At 74.3% G+C, this 19,208-nt stretch carries 19 protein-coding genes; 15 read left to right on the forward strand and 4 right to left on the reverse strand.

Translation table 11 applies throughout. The features are described from left to right. Positions 1-44 precede the first annotated feature (44 nt). The 7 genes from ABD284_RS14985 to panD all read left to right on the forward strand — a co-directional run bounded on the left by ABD284_RS14985 (position 45) and on the right by panD (position 6,985). The gene (locus tag ABD284_RS14985; protein WP_344143628.1) at positions 45-1,022 is read left to right on the forward strand and encodes an ABC transporter substrate-binding protein; all 978 of its coding nucleotides are present in this window, start codon (positions 45-47) and stop codon (positions 1,020-1,022) included. Positions 1,023-1,186: 164 nt separating this feature from the next. After that, positions 1,187-1,819, forward strand: a complete 633-nt coding sequence (locus ABD284_RS14990) for a GNAT family N-acetyltransferase (RefSeq protein ID WP_344143629.1) — start codon at positions 1,187-1,189, stop codon at positions 1,817-1,819. Between the two features lie 199 nt (positions 1,820-2,018). After that, complete coding sequence (gene entS / locus ABD284_RS14995) at positions 2,019-3,293, forward strand: enterobactin transporter EntS (protein WP_344143631.1); 1,275 nt, start codon at positions 2,019-2,021, stop codon at positions 3,291-3,293. 37 nt (positions 3,294-3,330) lie between these two features. After that, on the forward strand, positions 3,331-3,543 hold the full coding sequence (locus ABD284_RS15000) for an MbtH family protein (protein WP_344143632.1): 213 nt from the start codon (positions 3,331-3,333) through the stop codon (positions 3,541-3,543). Positions 3,544-3,901: 358 nt separating this feature from the next. Further along, a complete protein-coding gene (gene entS, locus ABD284_RS15005; RefSeq protein WP_344143634.1) occupies positions 3,902-5,272 on the forward strand; it encodes an enterobactin transporter EntS in 1,371 nt (456 codons plus the stop codon). A 100-nt stretch (positions 5,273-5,372) separates the two neighbouring features. Further along, positions 5,373-6,188 carry a siderophore-interacting protein gene (locus tag ABD284_RS15010; RefSeq protein ID WP_344143635.1) on the forward strand — a complete coding sequence of 272 codons (816 nt, stop codon included), beginning with the start codon at positions 5,373-5,375 and terminating at the stop codon, positions 6,186-6,188. A gap of 383 nt (positions 6,189-6,571) precedes the next feature. Next, positions 6,572-6,985: an aspartate 1-decarboxylase gene (gene panD, locus ABD284_RS15015; protein WP_344143636.1), complete on the forward strand. Its 414-nt coding sequence runs from the start codon at positions 6,572-6,574 to the stop codon at positions 6,983-6,985. Between the two features lie 107 nt (positions 6,986-7,092). On the opposite strand, the gene ABD284_RS15020 is transcribed toward panD, so the two are convergent. After that, positions 7,093-7,365: a hypothetical protein gene (locus ABD284_RS15020; protein WP_344143637.1), complete on the reverse strand. Its 273-nt coding sequence runs from the start codon at positions 7,363-7,365 to the stop codon at positions 7,093-7,095. Positions 7,366-7,475: 110 nt separating this feature from the next. On the opposite strand from ABD284_RS15020, the gene ABD284_RS15025 reads away from it, so the two are divergent. Both ABD284_RS15025 and ABD284_RS15030 read left to right on the forward strand, forming a co-directional pair. Next, positions 7,476-8,270: a helix-turn-helix domain-containing protein gene (locus tag ABD284_RS15025; RefSeq protein ID WP_344143638.1), complete on the forward strand. Its 795-nt coding sequence runs from the start codon at positions 7,476-7,478 to the stop codon at positions 8,268-8,270. Beyond that, positions 8,239-8,412, forward strand: coding sequence for a DUF397 domain-containing protein (locus ABD284_RS15030; RefSeq protein ID WP_344143639.1), 174 nt, complete (start codon positions 8,239-8,241; stop codon positions 8,410-8,412). Before ABD284_RS15025 ends, ABD284_RS15030 begins: the two co-directional genes overlap by 32 nt. 80 nt (positions 8,413-8,492) lie before the next feature. Here the strand turns inward: ABD284_RS15030 and ABD284_RS15035 are convergent, their stop codons facing one another. Then, a complete protein-coding gene (locus tag ABD284_RS15035) occupies positions 8,493-9,560 on the reverse strand; it encodes an aldo/keto reductase (protein WP_344143640.1) in 1,068 nt (355 codons plus the stop codon). Positions 9,561-9,681: 121 nt separating this feature from the next. On the opposite strand from ABD284_RS15035, the gene ABD284_RS15040 reads away from it, so the two are divergent. Beyond that, entirely contained in the window at positions 9,682-10,512 is an 831-nt protein-coding gene (locus ABD284_RS15040) for a helix-turn-helix transcriptional regulator (RefSeq protein ID WP_344143641.1), read from the forward strand. Between the two features lie 234 nt (positions 10,513-10,746). On the opposite strand, the gene ABD284_RS15045 is transcribed toward ABD284_RS15040, so the two are convergent. Continuing rightward, complete coding sequence (locus ABD284_RS15045) at positions 10,747-12,768, reverse strand: sigma-70 family RNA polymerase sigma factor (RefSeq protein ID WP_344143642.1); 2,022 nt, start codon at positions 12,766-12,768, stop codon at positions 10,747-10,749. A gap of 525 nt (positions 12,769-13,293) precedes the next feature. Between ABD284_RS15045 and ABD284_RS15050 the strand changes: the two genes are divergently transcribed. The 5 genes from ABD284_RS15050 (at position 13,294) to ABD284_RS15070 (ending at position 18,351) form a co-directional block, all read left to right on the forward strand. Next, positions 13,294-13,533, forward strand: a complete 240-nt coding sequence (locus ABD284_RS15050) for a hypothetical protein (RefSeq protein WP_344143644.1) — start codon at positions 13,294-13,296, stop codon at positions 13,531-13,533. A gap of 483 nt (positions 13,534-14,016) precedes the next feature. Then, entirely contained in the window at positions 14,017-15,333 is a 1,317-nt protein-coding gene (locus ABD284_RS15055) for an MFS transporter (protein WP_344143646.1), read from the forward strand. Positions 15,334-15,518: 185 nt separating this feature from the next. Next, entirely contained in the window at positions 15,519-16,337 is an 819-nt protein-coding gene (locus ABD284_RS15060; RefSeq protein WP_344143648.1) for a DUF4352 domain-containing protein, read from the forward strand. 94 nt (positions 16,338-16,431) lie between these two features. Further along, on the forward strand, positions 16,432-17,388 hold the full coding sequence (locus ABD284_RS15065; RefSeq protein WP_344143650.1) for a cyclase family protein: 957 nt from the start codon (positions 16,432-16,434) through the stop codon (positions 17,386-17,388). 273 nt (positions 17,389-17,661) lie between these two features. Then, complete coding sequence (locus tag ABD284_RS15070; protein ID WP_344143652.1) at positions 17,662-18,351, forward strand: DNA alkylation repair protein; 690 nt, start codon at positions 17,662-17,664, stop codon at positions 18,349-18,351. A 67-nt stretch (positions 18,352-18,418) separates the two neighbouring features. Here ABD284_RS15070 and ABD284_RS15075 read toward each other — a convergent pair whose 3' ends face one another. Further along, positions 18,419-19,201: a DUF899 family protein gene (locus tag ABD284_RS15075; RefSeq protein WP_344143654.1), complete on the reverse strand. Its 783-nt coding sequence runs from the start codon at positions 19,199-19,201 to the stop codon at positions 18,419-18,421. Between the last annotated feature and the right edge of the window lie 7 nt (positions 19,202-19,208).

Consider the following 19,208-nt stretch of genomic DNA (forward strand, 5'->3'; position numbering starts at 1 on the left):
GATACTAAGGTAAGGCTAGCCTTCTGATGATCTTTGGAGTGTCCATGAACCGATACCGCGCCTCGATCCCCCGATGGGGCATCGGTCTGGTCGCCGCGGCCGCGCTCGTGCTGAGCGGCTGCACGAGCGGCACCGCCGGCGACGCGGGCGGCTCCCAGTCCGAATCCGGTGCCACCCGCGCATTCGACAGCGACCACGCGCAGGAGCCGGTGGAGATCCCCCGGGACCCCCGGCGCATCGTCGCCGTCGGCTGGTCCGTCACGGCTTTGATCTCGGTGGAGGAGGCGAACCTGGTCGGCGTCTCCAGCGGCACCCACGACACCGGCATGACCCCCGAGGAGCTGAAGAAGGCGCAGGGCCTCCCGCAGGTCGGCCGCGACCTGGAGATCAACGTCGAGAAGGTCGCCGAGCTGGAGCCCGACCTCATCGTCTCCGGGCTGCCCGCCGCGATGGAGTTCGACTACTCCGAGCTGGAGCAGGTGGCCCCGGTCGCCGTCGCGGCGATGAACATCCCCTCGGAGTGGAAGGAGATGAACCGCCGCATCGCCGACGCCGCCGGCGTGTCCGACGCCCACTCCGCGCTCATCGACACCTACGACTCCCGCGCCGCCGAGCTGCAGGAGGAGTACGCCGACGTCCTCGCCGACACCGTGTTCGTCTCCATCGACGCCTACGGCGACGGCAACTGGACCCTGGAGCACCAGGGCTCCCACGGCACCACGGTCCCCGCCGACGCGGGCCTGAGGTTCACGCCGGAGTCGGCGGACGGCGGCTTCAGCGAGTCCCTGCCGCTGGAGAGGCTGGACCGGCTCGACGAGTACGACGCCGTCCTCACCCGCGCCGACGCCGAGGGCGAACCCACCGAGCCCGTCCAGGAGGTCATGGACCAGGGGGTGTGGCAGGACCTCGATCCGGTGCGGGCCGACCGCGTCTACCCCGTCCCGCAGTTGGGCGCGATGAGCTACACGACCGGTCTGGAGCTCTTCGACCAACTGGAGGAGCGCGTCCTGCAGGACCTGTGACAGCCCGCGGCGCGCCCGGAGGAGCGGCGCGCCGCGGCGGGCGCCCGGCGGCGCGGTCCCCGCGGCCGCGCCCCGGGCGGAGCCCGCCGAACGCCCGAGCCCGACCGGCCCCGCACAGCAGCACACCGCCCCCTGCGAACGGGGCGGCACCGGAGGTGACGCACGTGTCCGCGCCCGAACCGACCGACCTCGAGCAGGTGGCCGGCGCAGTCCACCGCCCCTCGCCCCGCGAGATCCCGGCCGGCGAGGCGGTGCTGGCGGCCGGCCCGCCGCCGGTCCCCGTGCTCGCGCCGCCCTACTCCGCCCGGCCGGCGCAGCCGCACGGCACCGACCTGGACCGCGTGCACGCCTGGATGAACCTGCCGCACGTGGCCCCGTTCTACGACCAGGCCTGGAGCCGGGGGAGGTGGGCCGAGGAGCTGGCCGCGCAGCGCGCCGGCACCTTCTCGCGGCCGTTCGTCGTCAGCCGCGACGGAGCCGACCTGGCCTACGTCGAGCTGTACCGGGCCGCCCGCGACGTCGTCGCCCGCCACTACGACGCCGAGCCGCACGACATCGGCTTCCACATCGCCATCGGCGACCCGGGCCGGACCGGGCGCGGGGTCGGCAAGGAGATCCTCGACGCCTTCGCCGCCGCCGTCTTCGCCGCCGATCCGGACTGCCGCCGCATCCTGATGGAGCCCGACGCCGCCAACGCCGCGGCCCGCCGGGCGGCGGCCAAGGCCGGGCTGGCCTTCCTCACCGAGGCCGACCTGCCGCACAAGCGGGCGGCGCTGTACGTCCGGGCGCGGGAGTGACGGGGGCCGCGTACTCCGCGCAGGAGGTCCCCGGGCGCGCGCGGACCGGCGGCTCCGCCCCGCCGGGGCACGGGCGCGGCGAGTGCGCCGGGTGGCGTCCCGGGAGCGACCGCGCCGACCGGCGCCCGCCGGCCCGCGCCCGGTGGCCGCCGCCGCCCGGGCGGCCGAGGCCGGCGCAGGGTAAGGGAAGGGGGTCGGCGTGGCCGCGAGGCCGGTTCTTGCGGGCCTGGTCATCGATCTGAGCCCGCTGCGCAGCGGCCGAGGGTTTCGGATCGTCTTCGCGGTCCGGCTCATCTCGCTCTTCGGCGGCGGGTTCCGGCTGGTGGCCCTGCCGATGCAGGTCTACGCCATGACCGGATCCTCGGTGCTGGTGGCCAGCGTCACCGTCGTCAACGGCGTGGCCGGCTTCGGCGGCACGGTCCTCGGCGGGCTGCTGGCCGACAGGCTGGACCGGCGGCGGCTCATGCTGGCCAGCCTGGCGGTGGAGACGCTGGTCGTCGGCGTGTTCGCGGTCAACACCCACCTTCCGGGCGGGCCGCTGCTGGGCGTGATCTATTTGTGCGCCGCGGTCAACGGCGTCATCGGCACCATGGGCCTGATCGCCCAGCAGTCCATGGTCCCCGCGCTGGTGGATCCCGACCGCTTGCCCGCCGCCGGCGCCCTGTTCGCGGTGACGGCCCAACTGGGCGCGGTGGCCGCGCCCGCGCTGGGCGGTGCGCTGATCTCGCTCGGCGGTGTCGGCTCCGGCTACCTCGCCACCTGCGCGATCGCCGCCGTAGCCACGGCGGCGGTGTGGTTCGTCCCGCCCACGCCCGCCGACACCGCGGCCGGCGGCGTGCCCGCGCTGCGCGCGGTCGCCGACGGGCTGGCGTTCGTCGCCCGCCACCCGGTGGTGCGGCCGCTGCTGCTCCTCGGGTTCACCCAGGTGCTGTTCACCATGCCCACGGTGCTGATCCCCGAGTTCACCGACCGCGTGCTCGGCGGCGACGCGGCCCTGGCCGGGCTGCTCTACACGGCCCCGGCCGCCGGGGCGCTGCTGGCGTCGCTGACCAGCGGCTGGACCGGAAGCGTCCGCCGCACGGGCGCGATCGTGCCCGCGGCGGTGGCGCTGTGCGGGGTCTCGGTGGTGCTGCTGGGCCTCGGCCGCACGGCGGTCGCGGCGCTGGCCGCGCTGGTCCTGCTGGGGTGCTGCCAGGCGGTCGAGGAGATCCTGCGCTACTCGCTGATCCAGGCGCACACGCCCGACGCCCTGCGGGGCCGGGTCAACAGCGCCTGGCTGGCCCAGGCGACGGTCGGCGGGTCGCTGGGGGCGTCGCTGATGGGCGGGCTCGCCGCGGTCCTGGGAACGGCGACGGCGCTGGTGGCGGCCGGCGCGCTGGGGGCGGCACTGGTCGGCGCGATCGCCTTGACGGCGCCCGGTCTGCTGGCCACCCGGGGCGTCGCTCCGGCCTTCCACGACGACACACCGTATTGATAAGGTAAGCCTCGCCTAAAACGGAAGGAATTGCAGCATGAGCAACCCGTTCGACGACCCCGAGGGCCGCTTCCTGGTGCTGGTCAACGACGAGGACCAGCACTCGCTGTGGCCGGAGTTCGCCGAGGTGCCCGACGGCTGGCGCCGGGTGCACGGGCCCGTGGACCGCGAGGCGGCACTGGCCTACGTCGAGGAGAACTGGACCGACCTGCGCCCGCGCAGCCTGCGCGTGGCGATGGGCGAGGCGTGAGCCCACGGCCCCGGGGTCCTGAACCGCCGGCTCCGCACCCTTCGGCGGCGTGCGCCGTCCCCGGCCTCCGGCGGTTCGGCAGGCGTGCGCCGCTCGCCGGGGAACCCGCCGCGGGCCGCCCGAGTCGGCGAGGCCCGGCGGCCGGGGCCGCGGGGCGCGACTCGCCCGGTGGGGGCGCTTCGCGCACCCGCGCCCCTGCGCCGCGCCCCCGGAAACGGGCGGCTCAGCGCGGTACCGGGCGGCATCCGCGCCGCGCGGCGCGGATGCCGCCCGGACCGCCGGAGCCGAGCGCATGCGCAGGCGGCGCCCACCGGCGGGCCGTCCGGGTGCGGCCGCCGTCTCCCGCAAAGGCGCGGCCGTGAAACTGCGCGACGCACTCATCGACCTCACACCGCTGCGCGTCAGCCGCGAGTTCCGGGTGGTGTTCACCGCGCGGCTCATCTCCGTCTTCGGCCTCGGCTTCGCACTGGTCGCGCTGCCGATGCAGGTCTACTCGGCCACCGGATCCTCGGTCCTGGTCGCCGTGGTCAGCGCCGTCAACGGGACCTCGGTCTTCGGCGGCACGCTGGTCGGGGGAGTGCTGGCCGACCGGTTCCCCCGCCGCCGGCTGATCGTCGCCGGTCGCTCGTCCGCCACGATGGCCTTCACGGGGCTCGCGCTGAACGCGCTGTGGGCGCCGCAGGGCGGCGAGGCGGGCTTCGCGGTGATCTGCGTCTGCGCGGCGCTGAACGGCTTCGTGGGCACCTTCAGCACGGTGGCGCTGCAGGCGGCCGTGCCCGGGCTGCTCCCGCGCAACCGGCTGCCCGCCGCCGGTGCGCTGCTGGCGCTGACGGGCCAACTCGGGTCTATCGCCGCGCCCGCCCTGAGCGGGGCGGTCATCGCGCTCTGGGGCTACCCCGCGGTCTTCGCCATCACCGCCGCCGTCTGCGCGGCGACCACGGTGCTGGTGCTGCGCCTGCCGCCGCTGGCGCCGACCGGTGCGGGAGACGGCGAGCGGGCCCGGGGCATGGCGGCCGCCGCGGTCGACGGGATGCGTTTCGCCGTCCGGCACCGCACGGTCGGACCGCTGCTGGTGCTCGGGTTCGTCCAACTGCTGCTCGCCACGCCCTATGTGCTCATCCCGGAGTTCACCGACACCGTGCTGCACGCGGGCGAGACCGCCGCCGGGTTCCTCTACTCCGCCTCCGCCGTCGGCGCGGTCTTGGCCTCCCTCACGAGCGGATGGACGCGCACCGTCCGGCGCAGCGGCGCGGTGCTGCTGGCCGCGGTGGCGGTCTGCGGCCTGGCCTCGGCCGGCTTCGGCGCGTCGGGCCAGCTTGCGCTCGCGGTGGCGGCGCTGGCGGTGCTCGGGTTCGCCGAGATCGTCGAGGAGATCCTGCGCTTCGCCCTGCTCCAGTCGCACACCCCCGATGCGCTGCGCGGCCGGGTCAACAGCGTCTGGACCGCGCAGAACACCGTGGGCGGAGCGCTGGGCGCGCTCGCGCTGGGGTCGCTGGCGCCGCTGATCGGCGCCGGCGCGGCCATCGTGACCGGCGGCGCGGTGACCGCGGTCCTCGTGGCGGTGCTGGCAGCGGCCGCCCCCGGGCTGCGCCGGGCCGTCAACGCGGGCGGCGGGAGCGGGGGAGAGGACCCGCACGCGGGCCCGCGCCCGTCCGCGCTGTCCTCCTCCGGCTCGGGCGCAGACGCACCCGCTCGCGGCGCCCCGGAGGAGCGGGGGATGCGAAGTTAGCCAAGCCTAAGCTAAGGTTCGCACGAGTCCGGTCCGCCCACCCGCAGCGGGCATGCCGCCGAGTGCGGCCGGCCCGCGACGACATCAGGAGTGATGTGCCATGACCACCGTCCGCGACCCGCGAGTGGAGTTCTATCCCCTGCGCTCCCGGATGCTGGAGGTGCGCACGGTCGAGCGCGTCACCCCCGCGATGGTCCGCGTCGTCCTCACCGGCTCCGACCTCGACGGGTTCCGCAGCGACAACTTCACCGACCACGTGAAGCTGTTCTTCCCCGACGAGCGGACCGGCGAGCTGCACCTGCCGCGGTTCGACGACGGCGGCCGGTGGAACATGCGGGCGCCCGAGCTGGTCTACCGCGACTACACGGTCCGCCGGTTCGACGCCGGCGCAGCCGAGCTGACAGTCGACCTCGTCGCCCACGACCACGGGCCGGGCGGCCGCTGGGCGGCGCGCGCCCGCCCCGGCGACCGGCTCGGCGTCCTCGGCCCGCGCGGCACCCACCACATGGACTACGGCTTCGACTACTACCTCATCGGCGCCGACGAGACGGCCCTGCCCGCGGCCGCCCGCTGGCTGGAGCAGGAGCTTCCGCGCGACGCGCGCGTGCTGGCGTTCCTGGAGGTGGCCGACGCGGGTGAGGAGCAGGACCTGGACGTCCCCGCCGGCGCTGTGGTGACCTGGCTGCACCGCGACGGCGCGGCCCCCGGCAGCACCGACCTGCTGGAGCGCGCCATCCGCGGCGCCGACCTGCCCGACGGCCGCGGGTTCGCCTGGTGCGCGGGCGAGGCCACCACCCTCAAGCCGATCCGCCGGTACCTCAGGGAGGCCGGATTCGAGCGCGGCAGGAGCCTCGACGTCGACGGCTACTGGCGGCGCGGTACCAGCAACCACGACCACCACGAGGACGGGGACTAGCTCTTCGCCGACCCGCCGGCGCGTCGTCAGACCGGCCCGCGGTCGCGCGCGGCGCGCGGCGGAACCGGCGCGGGCGCGGCCGGCAGGTCCTGCGCGGCGCGCGGCGACCGGGCGGGGCCGCTTCCCGCCCTTGTGGCGGTGCGGACGCACATGCACCGACCCCGATGCACACGCGCGAACCGGCGCGCACTACGCTCGGGGCGATCGCGGAGTATCGCGGAGTATCGCGGAATATCGCGGAATTGGGCGTGTATCAGGGGCGTTTGCGGGATTGTCCGGCGCTCCGCGCCGCCGCGGTGCTTCGGACGCCGCCACGAGCGTGTACGGGACCCTGTTCCAGGGCCTGTAGCCAGACCGCAGTGAGGGAAACGAGGTAGGAGATCGTGCGTCGCACCCTGTTCCACGGCAAGATCCACCGCGCGACGGTCACGCAGGCCGACCTGCACTACGTGGGATCGATCACCATCGACGCCGACCTGCTTGAGGCGGCCGACATCGTCGAGGGCGAGCAGGTCCACGTCGTCGACATCGACAACGGCAACCGCCTTGTCACCTACACCATCGCGGGCGAGCGCGGCAGCGGCGTCATCGGGATCAACGGTGCCGCCGCCCACCTGGTGAACCCGGGCGACCTGGTCATCATCATGTCGTATGTGGAGCTGGAGGAGGCCGAGCGCGCCGGCCACCGGCCGCGCGTGGTCCACGTCGACACCGCCAACCGCATCGTCGCCCTGGGCGACGACCCCGCCGAGCCGGTCCCCGGCTCGGACCTGGTCTCGGGTGCCGCCCCGGCCTGAGCCGGTACTCCCCGCGGCCCCGTCCCGGTGCGGAGAACAATCGCGACGCCCTCGGAGTCGGCGACTCCGAGGGCGTCGCCGCGTCGCGCGCGGACGGCGGAGGGCGCTCACGCGCCACCCGGCCACCTCAGCGCGTCGATCCGGTCCGGCGGGCACATCAGGAGGCGTTCGAGCTGAAGGTGGCTCCCGCTGGCCAGCGTCGGCGCGAACCTGCTGCCGGTGCGGTTGAGGTGCGGGTGGAGAGAGGCGTAATAGGCGCCGAAGGATCCGTCCTCGTGCTGTGATCCCCAAACGCGGTACATGGACGGATTGACCCGGTTGAGGTCGGCGATTCGCGTGCGGATCTCGATCGGCCAATGGGCCGGTGCCGTGGTTTGCATGCATTCAAGAATCATCGCACCGCGCAGTGTCCGATACCGCGGATACAGAAACGGGCGTCAGTTGTGCGGAGCTGTGCGCACCAGTGCGAATTCCGTGCCACCCTTGTCCTATGGAGGAGTGGAGGGAATTCGGAGGCTATCTCCGCGACTGTCGTTCAAAGGCCGGTCTCACGATCGGCCAGGTGGCGTCCTCGATCGGACTGAGTTCCTCTCTGGTGGGGAAGGTCGAACGGGGTGAGCGGGTGTGCCAGCGCATCACCGCGCGGTCCCTGGAAGACCTCTACGGCACGAACGGCGCTCTGCTGGACCGGTGGTCGCGGGCCCAGGCACGCAGCAACGACCCCACATGGTCGCGGCAGGCGACCGAGTGCGAGCCGAAGGCCTCCGACATCAAGCAGTTCCATGCGATGCTGCTGCCCGGCGTGCTGCAAACCGCCGGATACGCCCGCGCGACCTTCCATCACGGGCGCCCCGGCGAGGACATGGAGAGCGTGATCGCCGCCAGGTGCAGGCGCCTCGGATCGCTTTCGGCGACGCTGTCCTTCGTTGTACCGGAGCATGTGCTTGGGACCCGGGTCGGTGGCGATGAAGTAATGTCCGAGCAGCTGCGGCACATTCTCGGTCTCGTTGCCGCCGGACGTATCGTGCTGCAGGTTCTTCCGTCGGACACGCCGACTCTCGCTGGATTGGCGGGACATTTCCGATTGTTCGCGTTCAGGGAAAGGCTCCCCATGGCCTATGCGGAGCACGTGAGCGGCGGTGTGCTCATCGACGATCCGTCCGAGGTGCACCGACTGGGGACCCTGTGGGCGACGCTGACCGCGTTTGCCTATGATCCGTCGCGGAGTGCCGAACTGGTCGAGGAGGCCGAACATGGATACCGACTGGCGCAAGAGCAGCCATAGCCAACCCTCGGGCGACTGCGTCGAGTGCCGTACCGACTCCGATCGGGCCCTCGTGCGGGATACCCGGCACCGCGAGGCCGGACATCTCGCCTTCCCCCTCGCCGAATGGCGGGCCTTCCTGCGGGCCGCGCACACGCTCTGAGCCCGGCGCCGCGCCCGATGCCTCGGCCCGGCGGCCCTGGGGACGGCGCCACTGCCGCCGCCCCCAGGGCTCGCCCCGTGTCAGCGGCGGGCTTCGATCGTCAGATCGCCGCGGGTCAGCGTGCGGCCGAAGTCGCCGCCGATCAGGTCGTGCGGCGCGCCGGGCTCGATCGCGCTGGCCTCGTCGAGGCGGGCCGACTGGGAGGCGGTGAGGTCGACCTCCAGGGCGCCCAGATTGCCCTCCAGCTGCCCGAGGGTGCGGGCGCCGATGATCGGCGCCGTCACAGCAGGGTTCCGCAGGGTCCAGGCCAGCCCGACCTGGGCGGGTGGGCGGCCCAGCTCCGCGGCGACCTCCCGCACCACGTCAGCGATGGCGAGGTTGCGCTCGCTGAGGGTGCCCGCGGCGAGGTTGAAGCTCTTGCGGGTGGAACCACCGCCGGCCCCGGCCCCCGTCGGGGTCAGGTCGTCGCGGCTGTACTTGCCGGTGAGCACCCCGCCGCCCAGCGGCGAGTACGGCATCACCCCCAGCCCCATCTCGCGCGCCATGGGGATCAGATCGCGTTCGCCGGTGCGGTCGATCAGGCTGTACTGGATCTGCAGGGCGACCAGCGGCGACCAGCCGCGCAGGTCGGCTATCGCCTGCATGCGCGCCGCCTGCCAGGCCGGCGCGTTGGAGATCGCCACGTACAGGACCTTGCCCTGGCGGACCAGGTCGTCCAGGCCGCGCAGGATCTCCTCGACGGGCGTCGTGAAGTCCCACACGTGCAGGTAGAGCAGATCGATGTAGTCCGTGTCCAGCCGTCGCAGACTGGCGTCCACCGAGGCGAACAGGCTCTTGCGGTGGGGCCCTCCGGAGTTCGGATCGCCGGATCGGCGCTGCGTCGTGTACTTCGTCGCCAGCACCAGGCCTTCGCGGTTGCCGCGGGCGAACTCGCCCAGCATCCGCTCGGAGCTGCCGTCGGTGTAGGTGCTCGCGGTGTCGATGAGGTTGCCGCCGCGCTCGACGTAGCAGTCGAACAGCTTCCGCGCCTCGTCCCGCTCGGCGCCCCAACCCCATTCGGTGCCGAAGGTCGCCGCGCCCAGCGCCAGTGGGGAGACCCGCAGCCCGGAGCGGCCCAGCAGCCGATAGGTGTCGAGGGTGAGCGTCATGGTGTCCTCCCGTGCTCGTGATCCGCTGTCGAAAGACAAGCCTGTGATCGCCGCGGGCCGGAGGTAAGGGAAGGAGTCTCCTGGGAGGGCTGGTCCTACCCTCGCTGTAGCATCGAGGACGATGACCCGCACGGTGGACACCACGCAGGAGCTGGCCGCGTTCCTGCGGACCCGGCGCGAGCGCCTGGACCCGCGCGACCTCGGCCTTCCGGCGCGTCGGCAGGCCCGGCGGACCCCGGGGCTGCGCCGCGAAGAGGTCGCCGAACTGGCCGGGGTCAGCGTCGACTACATCGTCCGGCTGGAGCAGGGCCGCGGGCTGCGCCCCTCGGTGCACGTGGTCGAAGGGCTGGCCCGGGCGCTGCGCCTGGCCCGCCACGAACGCGACTACCTCTTCAACCTGACCCGGCAGCACCTCAGCGGCGCCGACAAGCCGGCCACCGCCGCGGCGCCGTCGCTGGCCCGACTGGTCGCCGACCTCGCGCCGCAGCCGGCCATGCTGATGAACCACCGCTTCGACATCCTCACCTGGAACGGCGAGATGGCGCGGCTGCTCCTGGATTTCGACACTCTGCCGCCGCCGCAGCGCAATGCGATGTGGCTGTGCCTGATGCATCCCCGGATGCGCGATTTCTACGTCGACCGCGAAGGCGCCCTGCGCGAGGGGATCGCCCACCTGCGCGCCGCCTGGGCCGCGCATCCGGAGGACGAGGCGATGACCGGTCTCATCGCCGAGTTCATGGCCGGCGACGAGGAGTTCGCGCGGCTCTGGGCCGAGCGGGACGTCGAGGTCAACGGCCGCGGGCGGAAGGTGCTGCGGCATCCTGACGCCGGTCTGATCGACGTGCACTTCGAAGTGCTCATGCCGCTTCAGGATTCGGACCAGCGGTTGCTGATCTACCGCGCCGCGGACGACGCGAGCCAGTCGGCATTGGACCGGTTGTACACACGGTGATGTTGCACCGTCCGCTCCCCCTCTCCCTTTGATTCCGGCTTTTTCCGGGCCGCCCCCACGCTCGGAGGCGCGGGCACGCATGAAACCGCCCGCCCGGCGGCGCGGCAGGGGCGCCACCGGGCGGACGGGCCCCGTGCCCGAGGGGCGCGGGCACGGGGGGCGCCTGCCAAGCGGTCCTCGCCTGCGGTGCGGGGTCGGCCGCGGGTGCACGGCGGCCGGTCGCAGGCGGGGGGGTCAAGGAGCCGCTTGGAAGGCGCGCCCCATCTCCGTGGGAGTGGGGCCGCTGCGGTACAGGGCGGTGGTCGGGCCGGACTCGTCGGTGCCCAGGCCGAACCAGGCGTAGCGTTTGAGGAAGGGCAGGTCCGACAGCATCTCCGCGGACGCGGAGACGAAGGCCGCCTGCTCCTGTGGCGCGGGGTAGCGCGGAGTCCCGCCGGAGAAGTCGATCAGCGCGTACTCGGTGAGCCACACCGGCTTGCCGTACTTCTCGTGCACCGCGGTGAGGTAGCCGCGCAACTGCTGCACGGCCGCGTCGGTGCGGAAGTCGGAGCCGTACCAGTGCACCGTGATGAAGTCGACACGGTGGCCGCGCTGCTCGGCCCCGTCCATGAAGCGGTCGAGCCAGCCGCCCTCGGTGTCGGCCCCGTAGGCCACCGACGGGCTGCCCAGCGTGCTGCCCGTCTCCTCCAACCGGGGCCACAGGTCCAGGGCCTGCTCCACCGACATGTCGGCCTGTTCGGCCATGTCCGGCTCGTTGAACCCGAGCAGGTGGGGGCCGGCCGCCTCGGCTTCGGTCAGAGCCTGGTCGGTGACCGACTCCGCGCCCCAGATCATCGGCACGAACTCGGCCCCGGCTGCGGAGCCGACGCCGGGATGGGCGGTGGACCAGGTGTAGTACCAGTCGGCACCCGATCGCCGCAGCGCGGCGTCGGCGCCGCCGAACTCCCACGCCGCCACGCCCTTGCCGCCGGAGGAGACGGCCTCGGCGGTCTCCGGGCCGGGGGTGGGGGAGGGCGACGGCGGGGGAGCGGAGGGGGACGGCGAGGGTGCCGCGCTCGGGGAGGCCGACGGTGAGGGCGAGGGGGAGTCCGGCGCCGCGCTGGACTCCCGGACCGCCATCGGCCCCGGGGCGGGAGCGGCCGACTGGGGTGCGACCGGGGTGTTGTCCGCGACCGCGACCGCGACCGCGACCGCCACCAGGACACCCGTGGCGACCGCTCCCGCGCCCGCGGCGACCAGGATGCTCCGCCGGGCAGCGGGCGGGCGTGCCCGGCGGAGTCCTGGCGTATGCGGGCGGTGGCGCGCGGACGGGACCGCGCCCGCGTGCGCGCCGCCGCTCGGTGATGGGGCGCTGTGCGTACCGTCCGCGGGCGCGCCCTCGGATCCCCCGGCGCCCGCGTCGTCCGCGGATGCGCCGTCGGGCGCCGGTTCGGCCGGGTAGGGGGAGCCGAGCAGGGCGGAGTCGGCGAGGGCCCGGTACAGCTCCGGCGGCGGCGCCAGCAGCGGCAGGCCGCGCAGCAGCCCCTCCACAGGCGCGAGCCGCTCGGTGCGCTCGCCGCAGCGGGAGCAGCCGCGGACGTGGCGGTCCAGCCGCTTGCGCCACAGCGGGCTCGGCTCGCCGTCCCAGCCCTCGGCGACCTCGTCGAGCCCCGCGCAACTCGGCCGGGCGGCCAGCGCGCGCACGATGCCGCGGCCGACGTCGAGCCGGTCCTTGAGGCGGCGCACACGCATTGCGGCGTGGCGCCCCGGCAGCCCCAGCGCGTCGGCCAGTTCGGCGCGGTCGAGCTGGCCGGTCTCCTCCAGCCACCACAGCGACATCAGGTCGCGGTCCTCGCCGTCCAGCCAGCGGGTGGCCTCGGCGACCTCCCGGCACTGATCGGTCAGGTTCAGCCGCAGGATCGTCAGCGACACGAAGTCCGACGCGTCGGGCAGGTGCTCGGCCTGCGGCAGCGATCTGAGGTTCTCCCGGGACCGCTGCCGGGCGCGCATCCAGTCCCTGATCAGGCGCACGGTGATGGCCACCATCCAGGATCGGTACGCCTCCGGCCGCTCCAGCCGGCCGAGGCCGTGTACGACACGAAGCAGGGCCTCCTGCACCACGTCGTCCACGTCGCTGTGGCCGTCCAGTGCGCGGCCGACGATGTTGTAGACGAGCGGCAGCGACTGCGACAGCAGCGCTTCGACGGCCTCGGGATCGCCGTCGCGGGCGGCGGCCACCAGTGCGGGGTCCGGCCCCGGGCCTGGATCGTGGCTCATTGCTCGTTTCCCTTCGGATGTCTCCGGCGGCGACGGGGACCGGCAGGGGCCCGTCACCCCGTTCCACCCTTGGGAGACGGGGGCGTGCCCGGGGGACAACGGAAATCCCGCCATCGATTTCCGGCCGGTGCCGGCCGACCGCCTGACCGCCCGATCGGTGGTGCGCGCGGCCGCGCGGTCCCGCCCTCCGCGGGCGCTTACCGAGCGGGCGGCGGCCGCCGACAGTCTCCAGCGCGGCGCGGCATCCGCCAAGAGCCGTCCGTCCTTCCCAAGGGGCGGCGCCGGCGGCGGGCGGGCGCCGCCCCCGCTCTCCGAACGGCAGGCGCCCGCCCGGTCGGCGCACACCGTCCGGCACCGGTGATCAACCCGCGCCGAACAACCGCAGGCGTGCCCCGGATCGGTGCCGCCGGTTCGCTAGAGGCGCGTGTGGCCTCCCGGTGCGCGGGAACGGCCGGTGTCCAGGCCCCCGCGGTGACCACATCCGGCCCTATCGGCCGATATCGGTCCGGGTATGAGCCACTCGCTATGGACGACGGCGAAGAGGACGACCGACACGAGACAGCGGCCTACATCGAGTGGCAGAAGCAGGGCATGTGGCTCGTGCTGTGGGGCGCCTACACCCGCCGCTTCTGGGCGTACGCGTGCTGGCCCGTCCCCCAGGGCGGCGCCGTCGTCTCGGCCGTCGACCCCGACGCCCTCTACGCCGAGATGCGCCGCATCGAGCGCGAGCACGGGTTCCTGCGCTGGCGCTACGGCCGGGGGTGAGCGGCACCGCGAAACGGCGCAGACTGCGGCGCCGAGCACGCGGGCGCCGTCCGTGCCGCATTCCGCCGCCGATCACGCCACCTCGTGCCGGGTGCCCCCGTTCCCGGCCCGGCGCGGCAAGGCGGGCTTCCTCCGTCAACGACCGCAGTGGAATCGCCTTGCATAGGCGGTGCCATCTTCCAGGCGTGTCAACGGCACCGACGCCCCACCCCAGGAGCGACCCGGTGCAATGGAACGCGGTCTGGACATGCACGACCTGGGCGGGACGCAGGCGGGCGGGGCGGTGCGCGGCCGGTGGCGGCCCGCGACCGGCCGCACACCCGGTGAGCGCCGGGGCCGCAGCGCCCGCGCTGTTCGGCGACGCCCGGACTGCCCGCTGATCCGTCGGTATCGGTCGCTATGCTCGGTCCGTTCCGAGCAGCCGCAGCGGCGCGGGCCGCCACGCAGAACGGGGGAGAGCATGCGCGCAGGCTCGACGCGGCGATGACGGCGCCGGACGAGGTCGCGGCACCCTCCTTCACCGGCTCCGCCGCCTCCGCTGCCGCCCCCGGCCAGGAGGCGGTCCGCGCCGCCGCCCGCGCGCGGCCGCGAGTTCTCGCCGTGCTGACCGGCGCGCAGGTCGTCGGCGGCGTCGGCGTCGCGGCCGCCGCCTCGGTGATCGGCCTCATCGCCCGCGACCTCACCGGTTCCCAGGGCTGGTCCGGCATGGCCACGACCATGGTCACGCTCGGCGCGGCCGTGCTGGCCCTGCCGCTGGCCGGCGCGGCGGCGCGCCGCGGGCGGCGCTTCGGGCTGGGTCTGGGCTGGTTCCTGGCGGCACTGGGCGGCGCCGTCGCGATCGCCGGCACCCAGGCCGCGCTCTTCCCCGTCTTCCTGCTGGGCATGGTGCTCTTCGGCGCCGGCAGCGCCACCGCTCTGCAGTCCCGCCACAGCGCAACCGACCTGGCCACCGACCGCACCCGCGGCCGGGACCTCTCGCTCGTCGTGTGGGGGACCACGATCGGCTCGGTGGCCGGGCCGAACCTGACCGGTCCGGGCGCGGCCCTGGCGGGGGCGCTGGGCCTCGACCCGCTGGCGGGACCGCTCGTCTTCAGCACGGCCTCCTTCGCGGCGGCCGGGACCGTCATCGCCCTCCTGCTGCGCCCCGACCCGCTGGCGCTGGCCCGCGCCGCCGCCGGTGCCGCGCCGGAGGAGGCGGGCGATCGGGGCCGGGAGCGCCGGCCGCTGGCCGCGTCCCTGCGGGCGATCGCCGCCGAGCCCCGGGCGCTGCTGGCCATCACGGGTATGGCCGCCTCGCACGCCGCCATGGTCACCGTCATGACGATGACCCCGGTGCACATGGAGTCCGGCGGTGCGGCGCTGAGCGTCGTCGGGCTGACGATCAGCCTGCACATCGCGGGCATGTTCGCCTTCTCTCCGCTGGTCGGCTGGCTCTCCGACCGGCTGGGCCGCGTACCGGTGCTGCTGGCGGGGCAGGGGCTGCTGCTGGTCGCGGCGGCCCTGGCCGGAACGGCGGGCCACAGCGACGCGCAGGTCGCGGCCGGACTCGTGTTCCTCGGCCTGGGCTGGTCTTTCGGACTGGTGTCGGCGTCGGCCCTGCTGGCCGAATCGCTGCCGCCCGAGCACCGACCGCAGGCGCAGGGCACCGCCGACCTGATGATGCACGCCTTCGGCGCAGCGGGTTCGGCGCTCTCGGGCGCGCTGCTGGTGGCGTTCGGGTTCGGCCCGCTCAACGCCTTCGCCGCGGTGCTGGTCCTGCCGGTGCTGCTGCTCGCCGTGCGGGCCCGCCGCTCCCGCTGACCGGCCCCGCTCACTCGCGCGCCCCCGGCGGGCCGTCCGCCTCGCCGTCGCGGGTATGACGCACAGTGACGCCCGGATTCGCGGAAACGCCCGTCGACCTGCGTGTTCCGGCAGGCGGCCATCGGTATCGTCCACGTCGACGGTTACCGTACGTGAATAGTGTGGCACCCCTCGGAGGAGGCGGCGTGGACGAGCGAGAGGCACCGGCGGACAGCGGCGCCGCCGGGCCGGCTGCGGCCGGCCTCGGCGACACCGCCCCCGGACCGCGGGAGCCGCCCGCGCCGGACGTGGAGGAGCCGGCTGAAGGCGTCGCCCAGACCACCGTGCCCGGCGCGGAACCGGGCGCTCCCGCGGGCCCGGACTCGGCGGCCGGACCGGCCGAAAGCGGCCCCGGCGCCTGGAAAACGGAACCGGGTGCCCGGCGGCGGAGGTGGCCGAAAGTCGCGGCCGCGCTCGGCGCCGCGGTCCTGATCGGGGGCGCGGGAGCCGCGGTGCTGCTCCTCGGCGGCGGGACGGACACCCTCGGCGGCGTCGCCGCGCACCTGCCCACGGCGGCCCGCCAAGTCGAGCAGCCGCCCGCCGACGGCGCGTGGGGGCGTGTCGGCGACCCCGTCTCCTCGGGCTCCTTCGAGTTCACGGTCACCGGTGTGCACACCGGCCTCGACTACGTCGGCGGCACCGTGCAGGGCGAGGCCGCGCAGGGCAGCTTCGTGGTCGCCCGCCTGACGGTGCACAACGTGGGTGAGGAGGCCGCGATGTTCACCGACGCCGACCAGCGCCTCACCGACACCGGGGGCGCGCGCCACCGCCCCGACAACTCGGCGGGCCTGCGGGCCGGCAACCCCGATGCCCTGTTCGGCCGCCTCGCCCCGGGCGAGCAGGTCCGCGGCGGCCTGGTCTTCGACGTCCCGCCCGGCAGCGAGCCCGCGGCGCTGCGCCTGAAAGGCTTCTCCTCCGCCGACAAGCCCGCGGTCGTCCGCCTGGAGAGCTGGAGCGCCGGCTAGGCGGCTCCGCTCGCTTCCGGCGGCGCCGAAGGCGAGGGCGGGCTATCCTGCCTGCGGTGCCTCGGACCGTGCAACCGGAGGAGTCGATGCTGCGATGACGGCAGGGCGGTCGGCGCCCACGCAGGACGACGTGCTCGGGTACTTCGACACGTTGTCGAACTGGGGCCGGTGGGGCGGCGACGACGAACTCGGCACTCTCAACCACATCACCGACGACGTCCGGCTGGCGGCGGCGCGGGCCGTGCGCCGCGGCAGGAGCGTGTCGTGCGCATGGGAGGTCGCCGTACCGCAGGACATGGAGCGGTCGACGACGATCTGCCCGTGCGCCGCCGACATGCCGGGTGCCGAGGACATGCCGCTGCCCGGATTCCGCAACGACCGGCGCTGGGGCTTTGCGACCGAGCGACTCGGCATCACGTTCCACGGCAACACCCTCACCCACCTCGACTCGCCGTGCCACCTCTTCTGGGACGGCGCGATGTACAACGGGCGGCCGCACTCACTGGTCGGCGCCGCGACGGGATCGGCGTGGGCGGCCGTCACGGCGGCGGCGGACGGGATCATCACGCGCGGTGTCCTGCTGGACGTCGCGGGCGTCCGCGGTGTGCCGTGGTTGGAACCGGGGCAGGGCGTGTTTCCGGACGATCTCGAGGAGGCCGAGCGCCGCCAGGGTGTGCGGGTGCGATCCGGCGACGCGGTCCTGCTGCGGACCGGCTACGGCCGGGCCCGGCACGAGGCCGGTGCGGCCGGCGGATTCACGCAGGCCGGCTGGCACGCGTCCTGCCTGCCGTGGCTGCGGGAACGGGAGGTCGCGCTGATCGGCGCCGACACACCCCAGGACGTTCAGCCGTCGGGATACGAGGACGTGGTGATGCCGGTCCACGCCGTGGGCCTCACCGCGATGGGGCTGTGGCTGCTCGACAACTGCGACCTGGAGGCGTGCGCGGCCACGGCCGCCGAGCTCGGCCGGTGGGACTTCCACCTCGCGGTTGCGCCGGTCCGCTTCGCCGGTACGTCCGGCAGTCCGGTCAACCCGATCGCCACCTTCTGACCGCGAGTCGCCCGACGGCGCGGCGCCCCTCACCGTCGGGGAGCCCGATCGGCCCTGCGCCGGGCCGCCGGTTGCGGTCCCGGGCGGTCCGCAGCTCTGCGCGCACCACGGGGACGATCCGCTCGGTGGGGCCGAACCGGCACGCGTGGCACGTAGGTGGTGCTGTGCTCGCCACAGCGGCGACCGTCGTCTTCGGGTTCGACGGCGGGCCCTCCGGCGCCGACTGCGCCGACTGCGGCGCTCGCCCGGACGGTCGTAGGCTGGAGCCCGCACATGCTGGACAGGAGGCGCGAGGTGGCCGAGACGACGGTGGACGAGGTGATGGCCGAACTGGCCGCGCTCGAGGACCCGAGAGCGCGCGAGGTGAACGAGAAGCAGGGCGACGACCATGCCGTGAACCTCACCAAGCTGCGCGCGCTCGCCAAGCGGCTGAAGACGCAGCAGGACCTCGCCCGCCGCCTCTGGGAGACGGGCGACACCGCGGCGCGGCTCCTGGCGCTGCTGATCTGCCGGCCGAAGGCGTTCGAGCGCGGCGAGCTGGACGCCATGCTGCGCGATGCGCGCACGCCCAAGGTGCAGGACTGGCTCGTGAACTACGTCGTGAAGAAGGGCCCGCACGCCGAGGAGCTGCGCCTGGCCTGGTCCGCCGACCCGGATCCGGTGGTCGCGAGCGCCGGCTGGGCGCTGACCACCGAGCGCGTGGCCAAGCGGCCCGAGGGCCTCGACCTCGCCGGACTGCTCGACGTCATCGAGGAGGAGATGAAGGGCGCCCCCGACCGCCTGCAGTGGGCGATGAACCACTGCCTGGCGCAGATCGGGATCGACCACGCCGAGCACCGCGCCCGCGCGATCGGCATCGGCGAGCGCCTGCAGGTGCTCAGGGACTACCCGACATCTCCCGGCTGCACGTCGCCGTACGCGCCCGCCTGGATCGCCGAGATGGTGCGCCGACAGCAGGGCTGAGAGCCGGCCCCGTGCGGCGCGATCGCGGCCGGGCCGCGCGGCACGGAGCGCCGTCGACCGGGCACCGTCAGTGGTGGTGGCCCGTCCGGCCGAGGGTCTCCACGGGGTCCGCGCCGGGGCGGGGCCACTGCGGTACCGGGCGGCTGGTCGGGCCCCAGGTGGCGTTGCCGTCCGCGTCCGAGCGCCAGGACCAGCACGGGGCCCCGCCGTCGGGCCGGTCCTCGGGGTTGTCCTCCCACGCCTCGCCGCGGCCGTAGGGCGTCCTGTCGAGCAGGGCGAGGGACCCGTTGACCGGCTCGTTGCCGCGGCCCGTCGTGGAGTAGGTGAGGAACGTGCGGTCGCCGTCGCGCAGGTAGCAGGTGATGTAGCCCATGCCGCCGCCGATCGGCTCCTCCAGGCCGCGCACCGAGTACCAGGGCTGGGTGTAGCCCATGAACGCGACGTAGGAGGCCACCTCCTCCCACCGCCCCGTGGTCACAACGGCGAACGAGACGCCGCGGGCGTTGAGGTAGACGGCGTCCTTCAGGTGCCAGGCCGTGGTGGTGCAGCCCTCGCACTGCCCCTGGTGCGGCGCGCCGTCGTACCACATGTGCTTGTAGACGACGAGCTCGTCGCGGCCCTGGAACAGGTCCAGGAACGGGACCGGGCCGCGGGGACCCGCGACCTCGACCGTTGCGTCGAACTCCACCATCGGCAGCCGTCGGCGGGCCGCGGCGATGGCGTCGCCCTCGCGGGTGTGGGCCTTCTCGCGGACCAGGAGCTCGTCGCGGGCCGCCTGCCAGGTGGCCGGGTCGACCACCGGCGGGCGGCCGGGCAGCGCGGCGGTGCGGTCGTCGGGCGTGGTCGTCATGGCGTCC

The sequence above is a fragment of the Streptomonospora arabica genome, from assembly GCF_039531585.1.
In the GTDB taxonomy this organism is placed as follows: Bacteria; Actinomycetota; Actinomycetes; order Streptosporangiales; family Streptosporangiaceae; genus Streptomonospora; species Streptomonospora halophila.